This window comes from Paenibacillus sp. MZ03-122A (assembly GCF_024213325.1).
Classification (GTDB): domain Bacteria; phylum Bacillota; class Bacilli; order Paenibacillales; family Paenibacillaceae; genus Paenibacillus; species Paenibacillus polymyxa_B.
Map to the genome: position 1 here is coordinate 429,401 of NZ_JANAVI010000001.1, position 16,286 is coordinate 445,686.

The following is a 16,286-nucleotide window of genomic DNA, read 5'->3' on the forward strand; positions in this document are numbered from 1 at the left end:
TGAGGAATGATATAAAAAAGGTAGGCTAGCACTCGAATGATGGGAGTGCTAACAAAGTTGAATCGTTTGCATAGCTCATATCTGCTGGCCTTACATAGGTTCATATTTGAAAGGAGATATCCGAATGGAGAAAAAACAGTTTCAGGCTGAGTCCAAGCGTCTGCTCGAAATGATGATTAACTCGATTTACACGCAAAAGGAAATTTTCCTAAGAGAGCTGATCTCCAATGCAAGTGATGCGATTGACAAAATTTATTACAAAGCATTGACGGATGATCAACTGGTCTTTGACAAAGAAAATTATTATATCAAAGTAACTGCCGATAAGGATAACAGAACGCTAACCCTGCGTGATACCGGGATTGGTATGACCAAGGAAGAACTAGAAAATAACCTGGGTGTTATTGCTAAAAGCGGTTCATTGGCATTCAAAAATGAAAATGAATCCAAGGATGGTCATGACATCATCGGTCAATTCGGCGTTGGCTTCTATTCAGCTTTCATGGTAGCAGATGTGGTTACAGTGACTACCAAGGCTTTGGGAAGCAATACTGCATATAAATGGGAATCCACAGGTGCAGACGGGTATACCATTGAGGCAGCTGAGAAGGACGAGGTCGGAACCGAGATAGTTCTGAAAATCAAGGCAAACACCGAAGATGAGTCCTACGATGAATATTTGGACGAGTACCGTTTAAAAGCACTGATTAAAAAATACTCCGACTTTATCCGCTATCCGATTAAAATGGATATTACAGGCAAGCGTCTGAAAGAGGGAAGCGACAACGAGTTCGAGGATTACGAAGAAGAACAGCGTATTAACAGCATGGTTCCTATCTGGAGAAAAAACAAAAGCGAGCTGACCGACGAGGATTATCAAAATTTCTACGCGGAAAAACGCTATGGCTACGACAAGCCGCTCCAGCATATCCACGTCAGTGCGGATGGCGCGGTAGTGTACCAAGCTATTCTGTTTATTCCTGAAAATATTCCTTTTGATTTCTACTCCAAGGAATATGAAAAAGGGCTGGAGTTGTATGCCAACGGTGTGCTGATTATGGAAAAATCTCCTGACCTGCTGCCGGATTATTTTAGCTTTGTCAAAGGGATGGTCGACTCCGAAAGCCTGTCGCTCAACATTTCCAGAGAAATGCTGCAGCATGACCGTCAGCTGAAGCTGATTGCTAAAAATATCGAAAGCAAAATCAAAGGTCAATTGCTGACCTTGCTCAAAAATGACCGGGAGAAATATGATCAATTCTACAAATCATTTGGCAGACAATTGAAATTTGGTGTCTACAACGATTACGGCAGACATAAAGAAACTCTCCAGGATCTGCTCATGTTCTACTCTTCTACAGAGAAAAAGCAGGTTACTTTGGACGAATACGTATCGCGTATGCCAGAGGATCAGAAGTATATTTATTATGCTTCCGGGGAGTCCAATGAGCGTATTGAAAAACTGCCGCAAACCGAAATGGTGGCTGACAAAGGCTACGAAATTCTGTATTTCACCGATGATATTGATGAGTTCGCTATTAAAATGCTCTTAAGCTACAAAGAGAAAGAATTCAAATCTGTATCGAGCGGCGATCTGGGCATTGAGCCTGACGAAAACGATAAAGAAACAGAAGCAGAACAAAACGACAACAAAGAGCTGTTCGAGTACATGAAGGGCTTGCTGGAAGGCAAGGTATCCAGTGTTAAAGCCTCCAAGCGCTTGAAGACACATCCGGTATGTCTGTCCGCAGACGGCGAAGTGACGATTGAGATGGAAAAAATCTTGAACGCCATGCCTAATAACGCCGATGTCAAAGCGAATAAAGTGCTGGAAATCAACGTAAACCATGCGGTGTTCAACTCTTTGAAAGAAGCTTTTGACAAGGATAAGGAGAAGGTAAACCTCTATACGGCATTACTGTATAATCAGGCTTTGCTGATCGAAGGCTTGCCACTGCAAGATCCGGTTGAATTCACGAACGATATTTGCAAAATCATGGTTTAACAAGCTTTATTACTGTATAGAGCCGTTCCCATACTGGGGGCGGCTTTATTTATCATAAACACTTCTTAAATCTCCATAATAGGCCATATAGCGCTTACAGAAGAAGGGATGGGCCCACACAATGCCGATCATACTCAATACAAAGGAGGGCAATTATATGAGTCTGGATAGAGATAGAAAGGAACTCCAAAATTTGGACCGAAGTGAGCTTATAGAGTTAGTGGGAAAAATCATCAGAGGTGAGGGAACAGAAGAGGAAATCGACAGCATGCTGACCATAGTGAAGCAAAATACGCTCCATCCGGGGATCAGTAATTTGATCTACTGGGATGATCGTGATTTGAGTGCAGCTGAGATCGTAGATGAGGCATTACGCTATCAGCCCATTATTTTACCACCCCATGAATCTTCTGCATAGGATGCGGAGGGGTGGTCTTTTGTTTAGAAATAAGATAGTATTAACTCTTTAGAACTATGAGCATTAGATTCAAAAAAACTTCCGTTAAATGCGTGCTGACTTCCCTGGAGTGTATGGGGTAATGTTTGTTTTCTGCACACTTTACGGAGTTTTTATGCCTAATTTTGGGGTTTGTAAAGTTTTTGTGACATGCTCCTGTGAATTTTGACACAGCAAATTGTCGTTTTTCTTGATTATTTGGTGGGATGTCTTTATAATCATTTTGTTTGCAAGAATGATTAGCGATTAGCGTATGGAATAAGGAGGTTATTTATTTTGGGAAAAGCATTGATTATTGGCGCCGGTGGCGTGGCCAGCGTTGTGGTGCATAAATGTTGCCAAAACCCAGATGTATTTGAAGAAATTTGTATCGCAAGCAGAACTGTTGAGAAATGCGATGCGCTTAAAGAGAAGCTGGGTGGAGGTCGTACGAAGATCCAAACGGCTCAGCTTGATGCTGACAACACCGACATGGTCATTGACTTGATTCGAAGCTTTCAACCGGATGTAGTTATCAATGTGGCTCTCCCTTATCAGGATTTGACGATAATGGATGCTTGCCTTGAGACAGGTGTTCATTACGTTGATACGGCGAACTATGAACCGCCGGATACGCCGAAGTTTGAATACAGCTGGCAATGGGCCTACAAAGAAAGATTCGAAAAAGCAGGAATTACAGCTCTGCTGGGCAGCGGTTTTGATCCAGGCGTAACTGGAGTATTTACGGCTTATGCTCAAAAGCACTACTTTGATGAAATTCATACGATTGATATTGTGGATGCGAATGCAGGGGATCACGGATATCCTTTTGCAACTAATTTTAATCCGGAAATCAATATTCGTGAAATTACGGCGAAGGGCCGTTACTTTGAAAACGGAGAATGGATTGAAACTGAGCCACTATCTGAGAAAAAGGTATACGACCTTCCTGAAATTGGACCGAAAAATATATATCTTTTGTACCATGAAGAACTGGAATCTCTTGCAGTGAATATTAAAGGCGTGAAAAAAATCCGCTTCTGGATGACGTTCTCGGACAATTATCTGAATCATTTGAATGTACTTCAAAACGTAGGCATGACTTCGATCGAGCCTATTGATTACGAAGGACAACAAATCATTCCACTGCAATTCCTAAAAGCTATTTTGCCAGACCCGGCTTCTCTGGGACCAAGAACAAAAGGCAAAACGAACATTGGTTGCATCATCCAAGGCGTGAAAGATGGAAAACCAAAAACGTATTATGTTTACAATGTTTGTGATCATGAGGAATGTTTTGCAGAGGTTGGCTCCCAAGCCATTTCTTACACAACTGGTGTTCCTGCCATGATCGGCGCAATGCTTATCATCAAAGGTATCTGGAAAAAATCAGGCGTTTACAACGTTGAGGAATTTGATCCAGATCCATTTATGGAAGCACTAAATAAACACGGATTGCCATGGCAAGAGAACTTTACGCCAACGTTGCTTGATTGAGGTCTGCGATGAATATTGATATTACAGGACTTCCATCACCTTGTTATCTTGTTGACGAAAGACTTCTTGTCAAAAACCTTGAGGTTTTAAATTCCGTTCAAGAGCGGACAGGCTGCAGTATTTTGCTCGCTCTTAAGGGATTTTCGATGTTTTCGACCTTTCCTCTGGTTGGCAAATACTTAAAAGGCGTAACCTCCAGTTCGTTGTTCGAAGCACGACTTGGTCGCGAAAAAATGGACAAAGAGGTTCACGTATACGCACCTGCTTATGTTGACAGTGAATTTGATGAGCTATTGGAGTATGTTGACCATATTGTTTTTAACTCCTTTGATCAACTGAAACGCTACAAAAGCAGAGTGCAAGGCGTAACTTCCAAAAAAATCGACATCGGCATTCGGGTTAATCCAGAATATTCGGAAATCGAAACGCCGCTGTATGATCCTTGCTACAACAACTCCAGAATGGGTGTGACCCTGGCTAACTTTAGACCTGAGGATCTGGATGGCGTGGACGGTATTCATTTTCATACAATGTGTGAACAGAATTCAGATACGCTAGAGCGTACCATTAAAGTCGTGGATGAGAAATTCGGACCATACATTAAGAACATGAAATGGCTCAATTTCGGCGGCGGTCACCATATTACCAGAGAAGACTATGATCTGGACACGCTGGTACGCTGTATTCAATATTTTCAGGATAAATATGGTGTGCAGGTTTATCTGGAGCCAGGCGAAGCTATTGCTTTGAATACTGGATATCTGGTGGCAACCGTATTGGATACGATGAAAAACGGAATGGATATTGCCATTCTGGATACTTCGGCTGAATGTCATATGCCTGACGTGCTGGCTATGCCATATCGCCCAAATATCATTGATGCAGGCAAGCCTGGCGAGTATGCTTACACCTACAGACTTGGTGGACTTACGTGCTTGGCTGGAGATGTGATTGGAGACTATTCCTTTAAAGAGCCATTGAAGCCGGGAGACAAGCTTGTATTCTGCGACATGGCCCATTATACGATGGTCAAAAACCATATGTTCAACGGAGTCAACCTGCCAGCCATCGCCAGCTACAACGACGAAGAAGGCATTAAGGTAATCCGTCAGTTTTCCTACGAGGACTTTAGCTCACGTTTGTCGTAAGACTTCCACAGGGGTAAAAGAACTGAGTGCACCGAATAGAATGACTGAACTACAAAAGCCTCGCCCCTTGAGAAAGGGGTGAGGCTTTTTGGCGTAGTTATGTTTTATTTGCCTTCTGTATGTTTATACTAGTACGACAGTAGGCAGGCATGAAGAAGGTTGATCAGTAGGTTTTTGTTTAATCTACAATTCTAGAAGAAAGTTTATACCAGAATACATGTCCTCCTGGTTGAATGCCCGGTGATTCAACAACAAGGTAGTATTCTTGATCGCCATCAAGCGCTTTTGTTAAAAAGTATTGGCCGTCTTTTGAACGTTTAATTCTTTTTCCATTGTTATCGTAAAGAGTTAGTTGCAACCATCCATCGGAATACTTTTCACCCTCAATTACAAATTCAACTGTACCTGCTTCAAAAGACTTGAATTTATAAACATCGTAGGCTTCCCAGGTCCCGTTTATGCTTTCTCCTAAGGACCCAATAACAGAATCTCCTATTAGCTGTAAGTTAGCTTCTTCAAAACTGTCATTTGGTTCCTGTTCATGTCCAGTAAGGGAAGAGGCAGTATTTAGTTGCTTGTTTGATGTAGAATCTGCTTCTGCAGCAAAAGCAGCACCTGCAGTAGTACTCAGCATAAGTGTAAGACCTAATGAAGCTAACAACGTTTTTTTCATGAATAAGAGCCCTCTCTTTTTTGGGATTTATATTCATTTATATGAATATATTAGTAAACAACATGGACTATTGTATATTATTTACCAGCAAATTGGAATGATAAAAAGGGATATTTATCAATAAAATAAATATAATAGAACATTTTGTTACAAAATTGCATTTTGTGTGTTCACAAGTTTGTCCTAGGGGTTCTGTTCAAAGGTTAGATTTCTTGGAGGAAAATATATATGGTATACTTCATTGGATTAGGAACAAACTTCGACATGAGTTGGGGAAATAAATTGTAACGATAGGCAGAGGTGAATTGCACATGTTCGATCCGACCATTTTTGACAATTTAAAAGTCGCCATGGAAAATACAGTATACGATCTGGATAATCTGGATTCACGTATTGACATTACGCAGCGAATCGACAGATTGGAAATGTCTGTGATGTCGCGTGAATTTGGCGTACAGTTCAGACTGAGGGAACAGCCGAGTGTGACAGCAGAACTTCAACTAAAGATGGATTTAAACAACTTGGCTGCGGAAATTTTGGAAATTAAAGATCAAATTCCGGGATGTGTCTTGTTGCTGAGTTTTCACATGGAAATTCGTGAGATTGAGTCACAATGCAGCCGGATTGAAAATGTACTGACCGAAATTTGGAAGCCCGATCTTCAACCGGTACAAACGCTTAGTCAGATTTACGGAGAAAAGATGTCTACATACCAAAACAGGATTGAACTCCGATTTTCCAGACAAATTAACGAAGATCAGATGGAAGACATTCCAGAGCTGTTGGAACACATATTGCTGACGCTTATGGAATTAAACAAGGTCTAAAGGGTTAGGGCCCTAATGTAAATGACATTAGTAGACCAACAAGTTAACGTTAGAGGAGTTGAAAGTATAAATGAATGAACTTGAATTCTCTCAAGTATATGCGATTATGGAGGCTTCTTTTCCTGAAACGGAATGCAGGACATTCGAGTCACAGAGGGCTCTTCTTCATCATCCATGTTATCGTTTACTTACCGAAAAGAACGAACAAGGGCAAACAATTGCCTTTTTGGCGGGCTGGGAATTTGCGCATTTTCGGTTTGTAGAGCATATTGCCGTAGATTCCCGTATACGAGGTGGAGGGTTAGGTAAAGAGCTTATGAGCAAGTTTATTTCACAGTCCGGTAAACCGGTAGTACTGGAGGTTGAGCCGCCAGTGGATGAATGGACTCGGAGAAGAATTGGTTTTTATGAACGCCTGGGGTTTCATCTGAACCATTTTGACTATGTACAACCCCCATTAAGAGAAGGACAGGCTGATCTGCGGCTTCAAATTATGAGCTATCCAGGTGCGCTGGCTGAACAGGATTTTGCTCCGTTTAAAAAGATTTTATATACCGAGGTCTATGGGTTAAATAAAAAGATTGTATAGCTAATGGTGCTTCATTATCGTTCATGTTTTGTCCATACCATTACAAATTCTTTCTCGTCAGTTTCGGTATCAATAGATTCCGCTTGAATGGTAAATCCATTTTTAGTATAGAAGTTGAATGCTTTTGTGTTCGACTGGTATACCTTTAATTGAATCTCATTATGTTGCTTCTTGATCCAATCTAGTAGTAACTGGCCGTAGCCTTTTCTTTGAGAATCAACACGTATAAATAGAGCTGCCAAGTATCCATCCAACATGGAAACGAAGCCGCCAATGCTATGATCATCTTGTATGATAACGTAGTTTTGAGCGAGGGGAAGGTACCTGTTCTCCATCTCAGTAGCTTGTGATGCCCAATACTGCGGAGCAATAAAATGGTGGGCTTCTACGGAAGCATCCAGCCAGATGGCTGCCAGTTCCTTGAACTCTTCTACATTCGCGGGTCTAATCGACATCTTAACGCCTCTTTTCACAGTATGTAATCCTATTCCGATAGTCAAGTATGAGAAAGATGATGTTGAAATAAAAAAGACCGTCCGTAGACGGTCTTTCTACCCGTGGCGCTTAATTAAAGCTTTGATCCGTATCCCGCGCCTCCGTCAACTCTGTAAATTAGAGAATAACGGACCGGGTAAGGGATACGCTCAACATGTGATTATTGATGTTGACGCACCTCCTTTCCTGATGGACCCATTTTACCATATCTGGTTTGTGATATCCAGTGATTTTCTTATATTTACGGAAATGATTCATAGAAAATATAATATAAAAATAGCTTGATTTTATGTTCTATGGAAGATATAATCTAAATTACCGTGATTGAAAAACATCGGTTGTGAATACATAATATGCGGTCGTGGCGGAATTGGCAGACGCGCACGGTTCAGGTCCGTGTGGGCTAACCCCCCGTGGAGGTTCGAGTCCTCTCGACCGCATCATAGCCTAACATTTACAGGTTCTTGGATTGGCTGGATGCCACCAAGAGCCTGTTTTTATATGGTTAAGATGCGCGTACCATTATATAACTATTTTATTTATACTGAAATATATATTTAATATAGTCTTTTGCACTCTGATCAATGTCTTCGTCGCTTGCTTGAAACGAGGCTCCGAAGACAGCGAAATAGGGTAATGTTATGGCGCCAACATGCACTGCGCTTGCCTTAAAAGGTGCTATAACTTCATCTACAGTAAAAGAAACGGAACCAGTAGGTAAGTAATTTTCTTTTTTATCGCCAATGGACATGGCTATCCCTAGCTTCTTTCCTTTTAACTTATCACCCTTTGAACCATAAGCCCATCCATGGGTAAAAACATCATCGAACCACTTTTTTAATAAAGGAGGGTAACTATACCAATACAAAGGGAATTGAAATATGACATTATCGTATGCTTCAAGTAGCTGTTGTTCTTTCAAAACATCAATGCTCCAGTTTGGATACTCTTTATAAATCTCATGAATTGTAATTTCATTGGTATATTGAAGTAATTCTCGTTTCCATCTGTTATTTACTCTAGAATCTTCGATATTGGGATGAGCTAAAATCACAAGAGTTTTCATCATAAATCACCTTTCTTACGTAACATATTTGCCTTTATAGATGCTCTATTATTATTCTGTATGCTTCAAAAAAAGTAAATACACACAATAAAGTAAGATAGTTACTTGAAAGTATGCATTGGACTTAAAGTGAAGATATGCGATTATAGAATTAATTAGATAAACTTTGTTATTTTTTAGCGTTGAAGAGGTGGTACTATGAAACAATATAATTTAGGCATAGAAGCAACACTTGAGATCATCGGAGGTAAATGGAAATCATTAATCATATGTTTATTAATGTCTGGTAGAAAAAGGACAAGTGAATTACAGCGTAGTATTTCAGGCATTTCTCAAAAGGTTCTTATACAGCAACTTCGCGAACTTGAAAAGGATGGTATCATAGGTAGACATGTGTATAATCAAATGCCTCCAAAAGTGGAGTATTATATAACGGAATATGGAATTACAGCAAATGAAATTATTGACTTAATGTGTTCTTGGGGAAGGGCTAATATCCAAATAAGACAACAGCAAGGAGAAGATGTGATGTTGTTAGAAAATGATTCAAAATGAATAGTGGAGTAAAAAAGCGTTGCAGACTATGATGTTTACGGTAGTTTTCTTCGGCTGTCTTCAAGTGTTATGTTATGTGTTGAGCCGCAAGCTGATTTGCTATATAGTTATGACTGGACAACCATTACATCCATATTAAATGAATGCTAAAGTAGGGGGACCCTTGCAATGATTATTAAACCGAAAATCCGTGGTTTTATATGTACGACTGCACATCCTGCAGGATGCGCGGCTCATGTTAACCGTCAGATCAACTACATCAAAGACAGCACATCAATACAAGGAGCTAAAAAGGTGCTTGTGATCGGAGCATCTACTGGATACGGGCTGGCTTCTCGTATTGCTGCGAGCTTCGGTCTGGGAGCGGACACCATAGGGGTATCCTATGAACGTCCCGCATCTGAGGGGCGCACGGCTTCAGCAGGCTGGTATAATACGGTAGCCTTTGAAAGAGCGGCCAGAGCAGCCGGCTACATAGCAGAAAGCATTAATGGAGATGCTTTTTCTCATGAAATTAAGCAGGAGACGTTGAAGCTGGTAAAGGAAAAGCTGGGCAAGGTAGACCTGATTGTATATAGTGTCGCTTCACCGCGACGGACACATCCCGATACAGGTGAGACCTTTAATTCCGTTCTCAAGCCTATCGGACAGTCTTTTTCTAATAAAACAGTGAATACGAATACAGGTGTCGTATCAGAAATTACGCTAGAACCGGCTACGCAGGAGGAAATTGAGAACACCATCACGGTAATGGGTGGCGAAGATTGGTCCTTGTGGCTAAAAGCGTTGGAAGAAGCTGATCTGCTGGCTGAAGGGGTAACCACACTGGCTTACTCGTATATTGGTCCCGAAATTACGGAGGCTATCTATCGTAAAGGAACCATTGGCCAAGCTAAAAATGATTTGGAAGCTACAGCACATACTTTAACAAAGCAACTGGAGCGTCATCATGGAAAAGCTTACGTTTCTGTGAATAAAGCTTTGGTTACACAATCCAGTTCGGCTATTCCAGTCGTACCTTTGTATATTTCTTTGCTGTTTAAGGTCATGAAGGAAAAGGGACTGCACGAGGGATGTATTGAGCAGGCGCAACGTCTGTTCGAAACGCTATACAGTGGGTCCACTGTGGAAACGGATGAAGAAGGACGCATTCGGCTGGATAACTGGGAAATGAGAGACGATGTGCAGCAGGCTGTCAAAGCAGCTTGGTCCGAAATCACTACAGAAAACGTATCTGAATTGGGTGATCTCGAACAATACCGTCTGGATTTCCTCCAATTATTTGGATTCGGGTTTGATGAAATTGATTATGAATTAGACGTTAATCCATAGGGTGATACACTTTCATAAGTGATATTTGTAAAACAAAAACGGGTACTCTCAAGCGATACAATTGCTTAAGAGACCCGTTTTTTATGTATATTGGCAAAAAAACAAGTTGCACTCGTTTCACCGGCAGTATTTATCGAGAATTAGACGTGGAAAGTGACTTACGGTGCAGCAAGCGAAAAACGGCAATGGTAATGACAATCCCCACAACGCCAAAGACTGCAACAGAAGTCAGAGCTCGATAAGCTTGCCAGCCGAACAAAAAAGCAATACCACTGCCAAACGTTGTACCTGCCAGTAACCCAAGTGCGCAGGCAATATCCGTTCCAAATTTCATAAACATGTTCCTTTCGAATGTATAAATTAAAAAGCAACTTGTACTTTTTCGCTGGACTTGGACATACACTTGTGCGTACAATTGAATAGTAATCGTTTTCAAACGGAATCTATTAATCATTATGGATCATTCTTGTGCAAATTATTCCTTTTTTAGGAGGTAGATGAAATGAATATGAATGAGCAGATCAAGCTTTGGAACGAAGAGGCGCAGGCTAGTAACGCTGATCATCCTCACCGAAAGGTTGAATTGTTTATTGAGGTACGGGATGGAGCACTGGACTCTGTTGTTCCTTATCTGAACCAACAGGATTATCGTCATGTAACTCTGGTAGAAGATGAGCATACTTCAGTGGCGGCTGGAAAAAAAGTAGCTGAGCTGATTCGTGAGGCAGGTTTGACAGTTGATGTAGTCCGCTTACCTCCGAATGCTCTAGGGGATGTCATTGCTGATGAAACCTACATTATGAAAGTGCTGCTGGGTGTGGTGGATAAGAGTCAGGCCGTACTTGCTGTAGGCTCTGGCACGATTCATGATCTGGTTCGCTTCGTATGTTATAAAATGAATCGTCCGTTCTTGTCAGTACCGACGGCTGCTTCGGTGGATGGTTTTACCTCCGCAGGCGCACCACTAATTGTGGACGGCAGCAAGCAGACATTCCAAGCAGTTCCGCCAGAGGCGATCTTTGCTGATTTGTCCGTGCTGGCAAACGCCCCACAAACGATGACTGCGGCTGGTTTTGGCGATATGCTCGGTAAGTTCACCTCACTAGCGGACTGGCATGTTTCCAGAGATTTGGGAAACGAGCCGTATTCACCTGTGGCTAATCGCATTACCGAGGAGGCTTTGCGTGCCTGTATAGAACATGTCAATGAGATTGCGGCAGGTAGCAAGGCTGGGGTCGAGGTATTGATGAATGCGCTGATTGCATCCGGTATTTCGATGCTGATGATAGATCATTCTCGTCCAGCGTCAGGGGGAGAGCACCATATTTCCCACCGAATTGAAATGGATTTTATCGCAGAGGGACGCAAGCAAGTTTTGCATGGTGCCAAAGTGGGCGTAGCATCCGCATTGCTGTCTGACCTGTACAGGGATTTAGCAGCCAGTCAGGATGTAGAGGCATTTAAGGTGTATCGGGAATTGCCTACGTCGGAGCAGATGCGTGCATGGCTGGCTCAAGTCGGAGGCCCATCTACCATTGCCGAGCTGGGGGTTACGGAGGAACAGCTTGCTCGTGCATTGCGCACAGCTTATACCTTGCGTGATCGCTATACTGGACTTAAGTATATGAATGAACATCAATTGCTTCGTTCGTAATGTGCAACCTCTACACAAATTGTCCTTTAGATATTCAGCCACTCATGTGTGGCAAGGAAGGGATAAGCGAATGGGTTTACACCTCCGGCAGCAATACGACGATATCCTGTTGCTGTAACATTTGTATGTACAAATGAACGGTATGCTATAATCGTGGAATATGAACAGGTACACGATATTGCAAGTACGGAGGAAATTATGGCGCCCAAATATATACAAGTTAAACAGGAAATTTTGTCCTGGATTCATTCATCCAAACTGGAACCACAAAGCCAGCTTCCATCTGAGCATGAAATGTCTGAACAATTTGCCGTTAGTCGGCAAACGGTGCGTCAGGCGCTGGGTGAGCTGGTGCAAGAAGGTTGGCTGTTGCGGATGCAAGGCAAGGGGACCTTTGTCGCGACACGGGATAGTAAGCAGCCCGAAGATCCAAAGACGATTGGAGTCATTACAACCTATATATCGGATTATATTTTCCCATCCATTGTACAGGGAATCGAATCCAAATTGAGTCGTCAGGGCTATAAGATGCTGCTGTCAAGCACAGGTAATGACCCTGAGCAAGAGAGTCAGTGCCTGGAGATGCTGTTGAGTCAACCGCTGAGCGGAATTATTATCGAACCGACCAAAAGTGGAGAGCGTAACCCCAATCTGAACTATTATTTAACCGTGGAAAATCGCCAAATCCCTTATTTGATGATCAATGCGCGTTATGAGGAAATGGATGCGCCATGTCTGCGAGTAGATGATGAAAAGGGTGGTTTTTTGGCAGCCGAGCATCTGATTAAGCTGGGGCACCGACGCTTGGCCGGATTTTTCAAAACCGATGATATGCAGGGGATTCTTCGTATGAAGGGATTTGTGGCCGCTCACCGCAAATATGGTGTGACATTACACCCGAACGCAGTAACGACTTACCGGACAGAAGAAAAAAATGAGATTCCGCTACAACGTGCGTCGAGGCTATTGGCGATGGAGGCGGGAGAGCGTCCTACTGGATGGGTGACCTACAATGATGAGCTGGCTGTTCGACTCCTGGATATTGTACGTTCGGTGGGCCTGAACATTCCCAATGATCTATCGTTGGTTGGGTTTGATGATTCATTTTTGGCGACAGCAACGGAAATCAAGCTAACGACAATTCGGCATCCAAAGGAAGAATTGGGGTTACGTGCTGCCGATACCATGCTGTCGATGATTGAAGAGAAGGGGTACCATGAAGAAGATCGTCAGTTAATTCTACCGCCTGAGCTCATCGTTCGTGAATCTACTGGGCCTGTCCAGGTCATGCCTGGAGAACACTAGGCTGAAAAGATCAGTAGGTTTTATTTCTTAACATGTAAGGACAAGTTAGTAAGTATACAGCTTTAACGCTTAATATTTGATGGCATGTTTCTCGTCATACCGAACAGTCTGTTTTCTGGATTGCAGAAATAGACTGTTTTTGCTATATTTTCTCTGAAAATGAGTACATAAATCTATCGAAGAAACACATAAAAAGACTAGCCAAGTTGTACATACAATCGTATAATGAAAGCGGAACCAAGGATAAAGGGTCGTTAAGACCTTCCTGTAATTTTCCATTTGAAGTTAGTTTCAGTCACCTCCTCCATTGCAGATTTCAGAAATGATAGTAAAAGGTGTGTCTTATACATATTAGAACAATTGAAAAAGGAAGTATGGATCTGACGGAGCTGAAATTGCTACACATGTAACACCTTACCGTCATGGAGTTATGGATGAAGTGCTGCCTGGTAGCGGACGCAAATTGGAAATGGATTGGGCGCTGGAACATCCGGCTGATTATATTGAAGTGCTGACTATTTCTATACCTGCCGTTATGAAGGAGACTGGCATTTCTCCAGACGATATCATCGGGATCGGAATTGATTTTACAGCATGCACGATGCTGCCGATCGACGCGCAAGGACAACCGTTGTGCTTTGAGGAGAACCTGAAAGATAACCCGCATAGTTGGGTGAAACTGTGGAAGCATCATGCAGCACAGGATGAAGCGGATCGTTTAAAGCCATTGCCTCCCAGCGCGGAGAGACGTTTCTGCCCCGCTATGGAGGGAAAATTTCTTCCGAATGGATGATCGCAAAAATTTGGCAAATTCTGAACGAGGCACCGGACATTTATAATCAAACAGACCTCTTTGTAGAAGCGACCGACTGGGTAATTTCCCAGCTTAGTGGGGAAGTGAAACGGAACCAGTGTACAGCTGGCTACAAGTCTATTTACCATTATCGCGAGGGTTATCCGGATCGTGAATTTTTCAAAGCGCTCGATCCGCGTTTAGAAAATTTGACGGATACGAAGCTGCGCGGTGAGATTTATGATTTGGGTGCCCGTGCAGGTGGATTAACAGAGGATATGGCTGCAAAACTCGGACTGAATCCGGGAACGGCAGTAGCGGTAGGCAATGTGGATGCACATGCGGCTGTTCCGGCAGTAGGCGTCGTCACACCAGGCAAGCTAGTGATGGCAATGGGAACTTCCATTTGCCATATGCTCCTCGGTGAGGAAGAAAAAGAAGTAGAGGGTATGTGTGGCGTTGTAGAGAACGGAATTATTCCGGGCTATTACGGGTATGAGGCTGGACAATCGGCGGTAGGAGGTAGTGGCTGCGGGAGCTGAAGCTGGAGGATACGACGATATCGTCGAAGCAGCGCTTCATATGGCTCGTGTACGGGACGAGAGCTTCAAGCCGATCCCTGAGAACGCGGCCGTGTATGATAAGCTGTACGAGGAATACAGCCGTCTTCACGACTACTTTGGACGTGGAGGCAACCCGGTGATGAAAAAGCTAAAGACCATCAAGGAAGAAGCCAGACGTTCAACTGAAACGGCAAGCATTCATTTTTAAGAAACTGACAAAATATAAGCAAGAAGTATTTAAAACTCTGTTATCTAAAAAGCACAGTACACCGAGGAATCGGCAGACTGTGCTTTTTTTTGCATTTTATATTCTGTGAATTACATGATGTGAAAGTCTCAGTGGATGAAAGATGGTAATGCGTTCCTTTCAAAGACTTTCATGAAATTACAATCGTTTCGTTTTTACGGACATTTTTACTTTTTCAGCATGGCATCAGCAAACAAAATGGATTTTGGAATACGGAAAAACTGTTCCGCCTGATCCTGGAAGGTTTGCGAAGGAACGGTACCCTGATGCAACCATTTCCGAAATGTACCGGGGTGAACGCCAATCCAATGACTCACATCGGTCACCGAAATATCATGTACCATGCACAGACCCGCCAAGATCCGATTTTTAACCGGAGAACGAGTCACAGTCCGTTTCATAAAACGGGACGGCGATGGTTGACAGATGAGTGGTGAACGCCGGACAACCTCTTCATTAAATAGAATATGGTGCGGATAACCAAGTGTATTACACGTCTTTTCCAGATTAGTGTTGCCGGGAATGCGACCTTCATATACCCACGCACTGACACTACGGGAGGAAATGGAAAGCTCCTCGGCAAGTTGGGACAGTTTAATGTCATTAGCCATCAAAACGGCAAGCAAAACGCGATTGCGCACTTGACAGCGTGTTGGTTTACGAAAACGTTTGACACGCACGCCTTTTCCCAAATATTTGCGATTGATCAGAGACCACGCCTGAATGGAATGTTTATCTTGTTGTTTAGGCATATACCCTCCGATTTTTTTTAACCACATACTACTATACCCGAAGGGGGCTTTGCAAGTGACTCCTCTCCTGATTTTCTTTTAATCCCATGGGCTTAACCGGTTTATGGAAAATAAGGTCCATTTGGCCTATAAAAATGGAAGTTTAAGGTGCCTATATATTAAATTGTAACATTTTTTATGGAAATGAAGGTAATATGTTCTTCTCTTATGATTGTAAGGATTATAGTGACTAATAAAAATGTCATTACAATTAATCCTGCAGTACCTTCACTAGGTAAATATGGTTTAAGTGATAGGAACTATACTGCAAGTGCAACGAATTATGTAGTTACGGACGAAATTTTGAACA

General features: G+C 42.5%; 15 protein-coding genes, 1 tRNA gene and 1 pseudogene. 12 read left to right on the forward strand and 5 right to left on the reverse strand.

Going from position 1 to position 16,286, the window contains the following annotated elements; translation table 11 throughout:
• The first annotated feature begins 124 nt into the window (after positions 1-124).
• The 4 genes from htpG (at position 125) to nspC (ending at position 5,086) form a co-directional block, all read left to right on the forward strand.
• Complete coding sequence (gene htpG / locus NLX74_RS02080) at positions 125-2,005, forward strand: molecular chaperone HtpG (RefSeq protein ID WP_254327811.1); 1,881 nt, start codon at positions 125-127, stop codon at positions 2,003-2,005.
• A gap of 157 nt (positions 2,006-2,162) precedes the next feature.
• Entirely contained in the window at positions 2,163-2,423 is a 261-nt protein-coding gene (locus tag NLX74_RS02085) for a bacteriocin immunity protein (protein WP_254327812.1), read from the forward strand.
• 315 nt (positions 2,424-2,738) lie between these two features.
• Positions 2,739-3,938: a saccharopine dehydrogenase family protein gene (locus NLX74_RS02090; RefSeq protein ID WP_254327813.1), complete on the forward strand. Its 1,200-nt coding sequence runs from the start codon at positions 2,739-2,741 to the stop codon at positions 3,936-3,938.
• A gap of 8 nt (positions 3,939-3,946) precedes the next feature.
• A complete protein-coding gene (nspC, locus tag NLX74_RS02095; RefSeq protein WP_013309650.1) occupies positions 3,947-5,086 on the forward strand; it encodes a carboxynorspermidine decarboxylase in 1,140 nt (379 codons plus the stop codon).
• A gap of 178 nt (positions 5,087-5,264) precedes the next feature.
• Here the strand turns inward: nspC and NLX74_RS02100 are convergent, their stop codons facing one another.
• The gene (locus NLX74_RS02100) at positions 5,265-5,759 is read right to left on the reverse strand and encodes a hypothetical protein (RefSeq protein ID WP_254327814.1); all 495 of its coding nucleotides are present in this window, start codon (positions 5,757-5,759) and stop codon (positions 5,265-5,267) included.
• A gap of 311 nt (positions 5,760-6,070) precedes the next feature.
• Here NLX74_RS02100 and NLX74_RS02105 point away from each other — a divergent pair, with 311 nt between their 5' ends.
• Positions 6,071-6,586 (forward strand): hypothetical protein, encoded by a 516-nt coding sequence (locus NLX74_RS02105; RefSeq protein WP_254327815.1) that lies wholly within the window; start codon positions 6,071-6,073, stop codon positions 6,584-6,586.
• Positions 6,587-6,656: 70 nt separating this feature from the next.
• Positions 6,657-7,175, forward strand: coding sequence for a GNAT family N-acetyltransferase (locus tag NLX74_RS02110; protein WP_254327816.1), 519 nt, complete (start codon positions 6,657-6,659; stop codon positions 7,173-7,175).
• A 14-nt stretch (positions 7,176-7,189) separates the two neighbouring features.
• Here the strand turns inward: NLX74_RS02110 and NLX74_RS02115 are convergent, their stop codons facing one another.
• Complete coding sequence (locus tag NLX74_RS02115; RefSeq protein ID WP_254327817.1) at positions 7,190-7,630, reverse strand: GNAT family N-acetyltransferase; 441 nt, start codon at positions 7,628-7,630, stop codon at positions 7,190-7,192.
• Positions 7,631-8,025: 395 nt separating this feature from the next.
• Between NLX74_RS02115 and NLX74_RS02120 the strand changes: the two genes are divergently transcribed.
• Positions 8,026-8,110, forward strand: a tRNA-Leu gene (locus tag NLX74_RS02120).
• 95 nt (positions 8,111-8,205) lie between these two features.
• On the opposite strand, the gene NLX74_RS02125 is transcribed toward NLX74_RS02120, so the two are convergent.
• A complete protein-coding gene (locus NLX74_RS02125; RefSeq protein ID WP_165176719.1) occupies positions 8,206-8,736 on the reverse strand; it encodes an NAD(P)H-dependent oxidoreductase in 531 nt (176 codons plus the stop codon).
• A 198-nt stretch (positions 8,737-8,934) separates the two neighbouring features.
• On the opposite strand from NLX74_RS02125, the gene NLX74_RS02130 reads away from it, so the two are divergent.
• Positions 8,935-9,291: a winged helix-turn-helix transcriptional regulator gene (locus NLX74_RS02130; RefSeq protein ID WP_069079881.1), complete on the forward strand. Its 357-nt coding sequence runs from the start codon at positions 8,935-8,937 to the stop codon at positions 9,289-9,291.
• 168 nt (positions 9,292-9,459) lie between these two features.
• Positions 9,460-10,623, forward strand: coding sequence for an enoyl-ACP reductase FabV (gene fabV / locus NLX74_RS02135; protein WP_254327818.1), 1,164 nt, complete (start codon positions 9,460-9,462; stop codon positions 10,621-10,623).
• Between the two features lie 130 nt (positions 10,624-10,753).
• Here fabV and NLX74_RS02140 read toward each other — a convergent pair whose 3' ends face one another.
• The gene (locus tag NLX74_RS02140) at positions 10,754-10,957 is read right to left on the reverse strand and encodes a hypothetical protein (RefSeq protein WP_061828633.1); all 204 of its coding nucleotides are present in this window, start codon (positions 10,955-10,957) and stop codon (positions 10,754-10,756) included.
• 168 nt (positions 10,958-11,125) lie between these two features.
• Here NLX74_RS02140 and NLX74_RS02145 point away from each other — a divergent pair, with 168 nt between their 5' ends.
• The 3 genes and pseudogenes from NLX74_RS02145 to NLX74_RS02155 all read left to right on the forward strand — a co-directional run.
• The gene (locus tag NLX74_RS02145; RefSeq protein ID WP_254327819.1) at positions 11,126-12,277 is read left to right on the forward strand and encodes a sn-glycerol-1-phosphate dehydrogenase; all 1,152 of its coding nucleotides are present in this window, start codon (positions 11,126-11,128) and stop codon (positions 12,275-12,277) included.
• A gap of 198 nt (positions 12,278-12,475) precedes the next feature.
• Positions 12,476-13,582: a GntR family transcriptional regulator gene (locus NLX74_RS02150; RefSeq protein ID WP_250268905.1), complete on the forward strand. Its 1,107-nt coding sequence runs from the start codon at positions 12,476-12,478 to the stop codon at positions 13,580-13,582.
• Positions 13,583-13,964: 382 nt separating this feature from the next.
• Positions 13,965-15,146, forward strand: a pseudogene (locus NLX74_RS02155) (ribulokinase); the annotation flags it as partial.
• Between the two features lie 206 nt (positions 15,147-15,352).
• Here the strand turns inward: NLX74_RS02155 and NLX74_RS02160 are convergent.
• Entirely contained in the window at positions 15,353-15,937 is a 585-nt protein-coding gene (locus NLX74_RS02160; protein ID WP_013370447.1) for a helix-turn-helix domain-containing protein, read from the reverse strand.
• Positions 15,938-16,286: the final 349 nt, after the last annotated feature.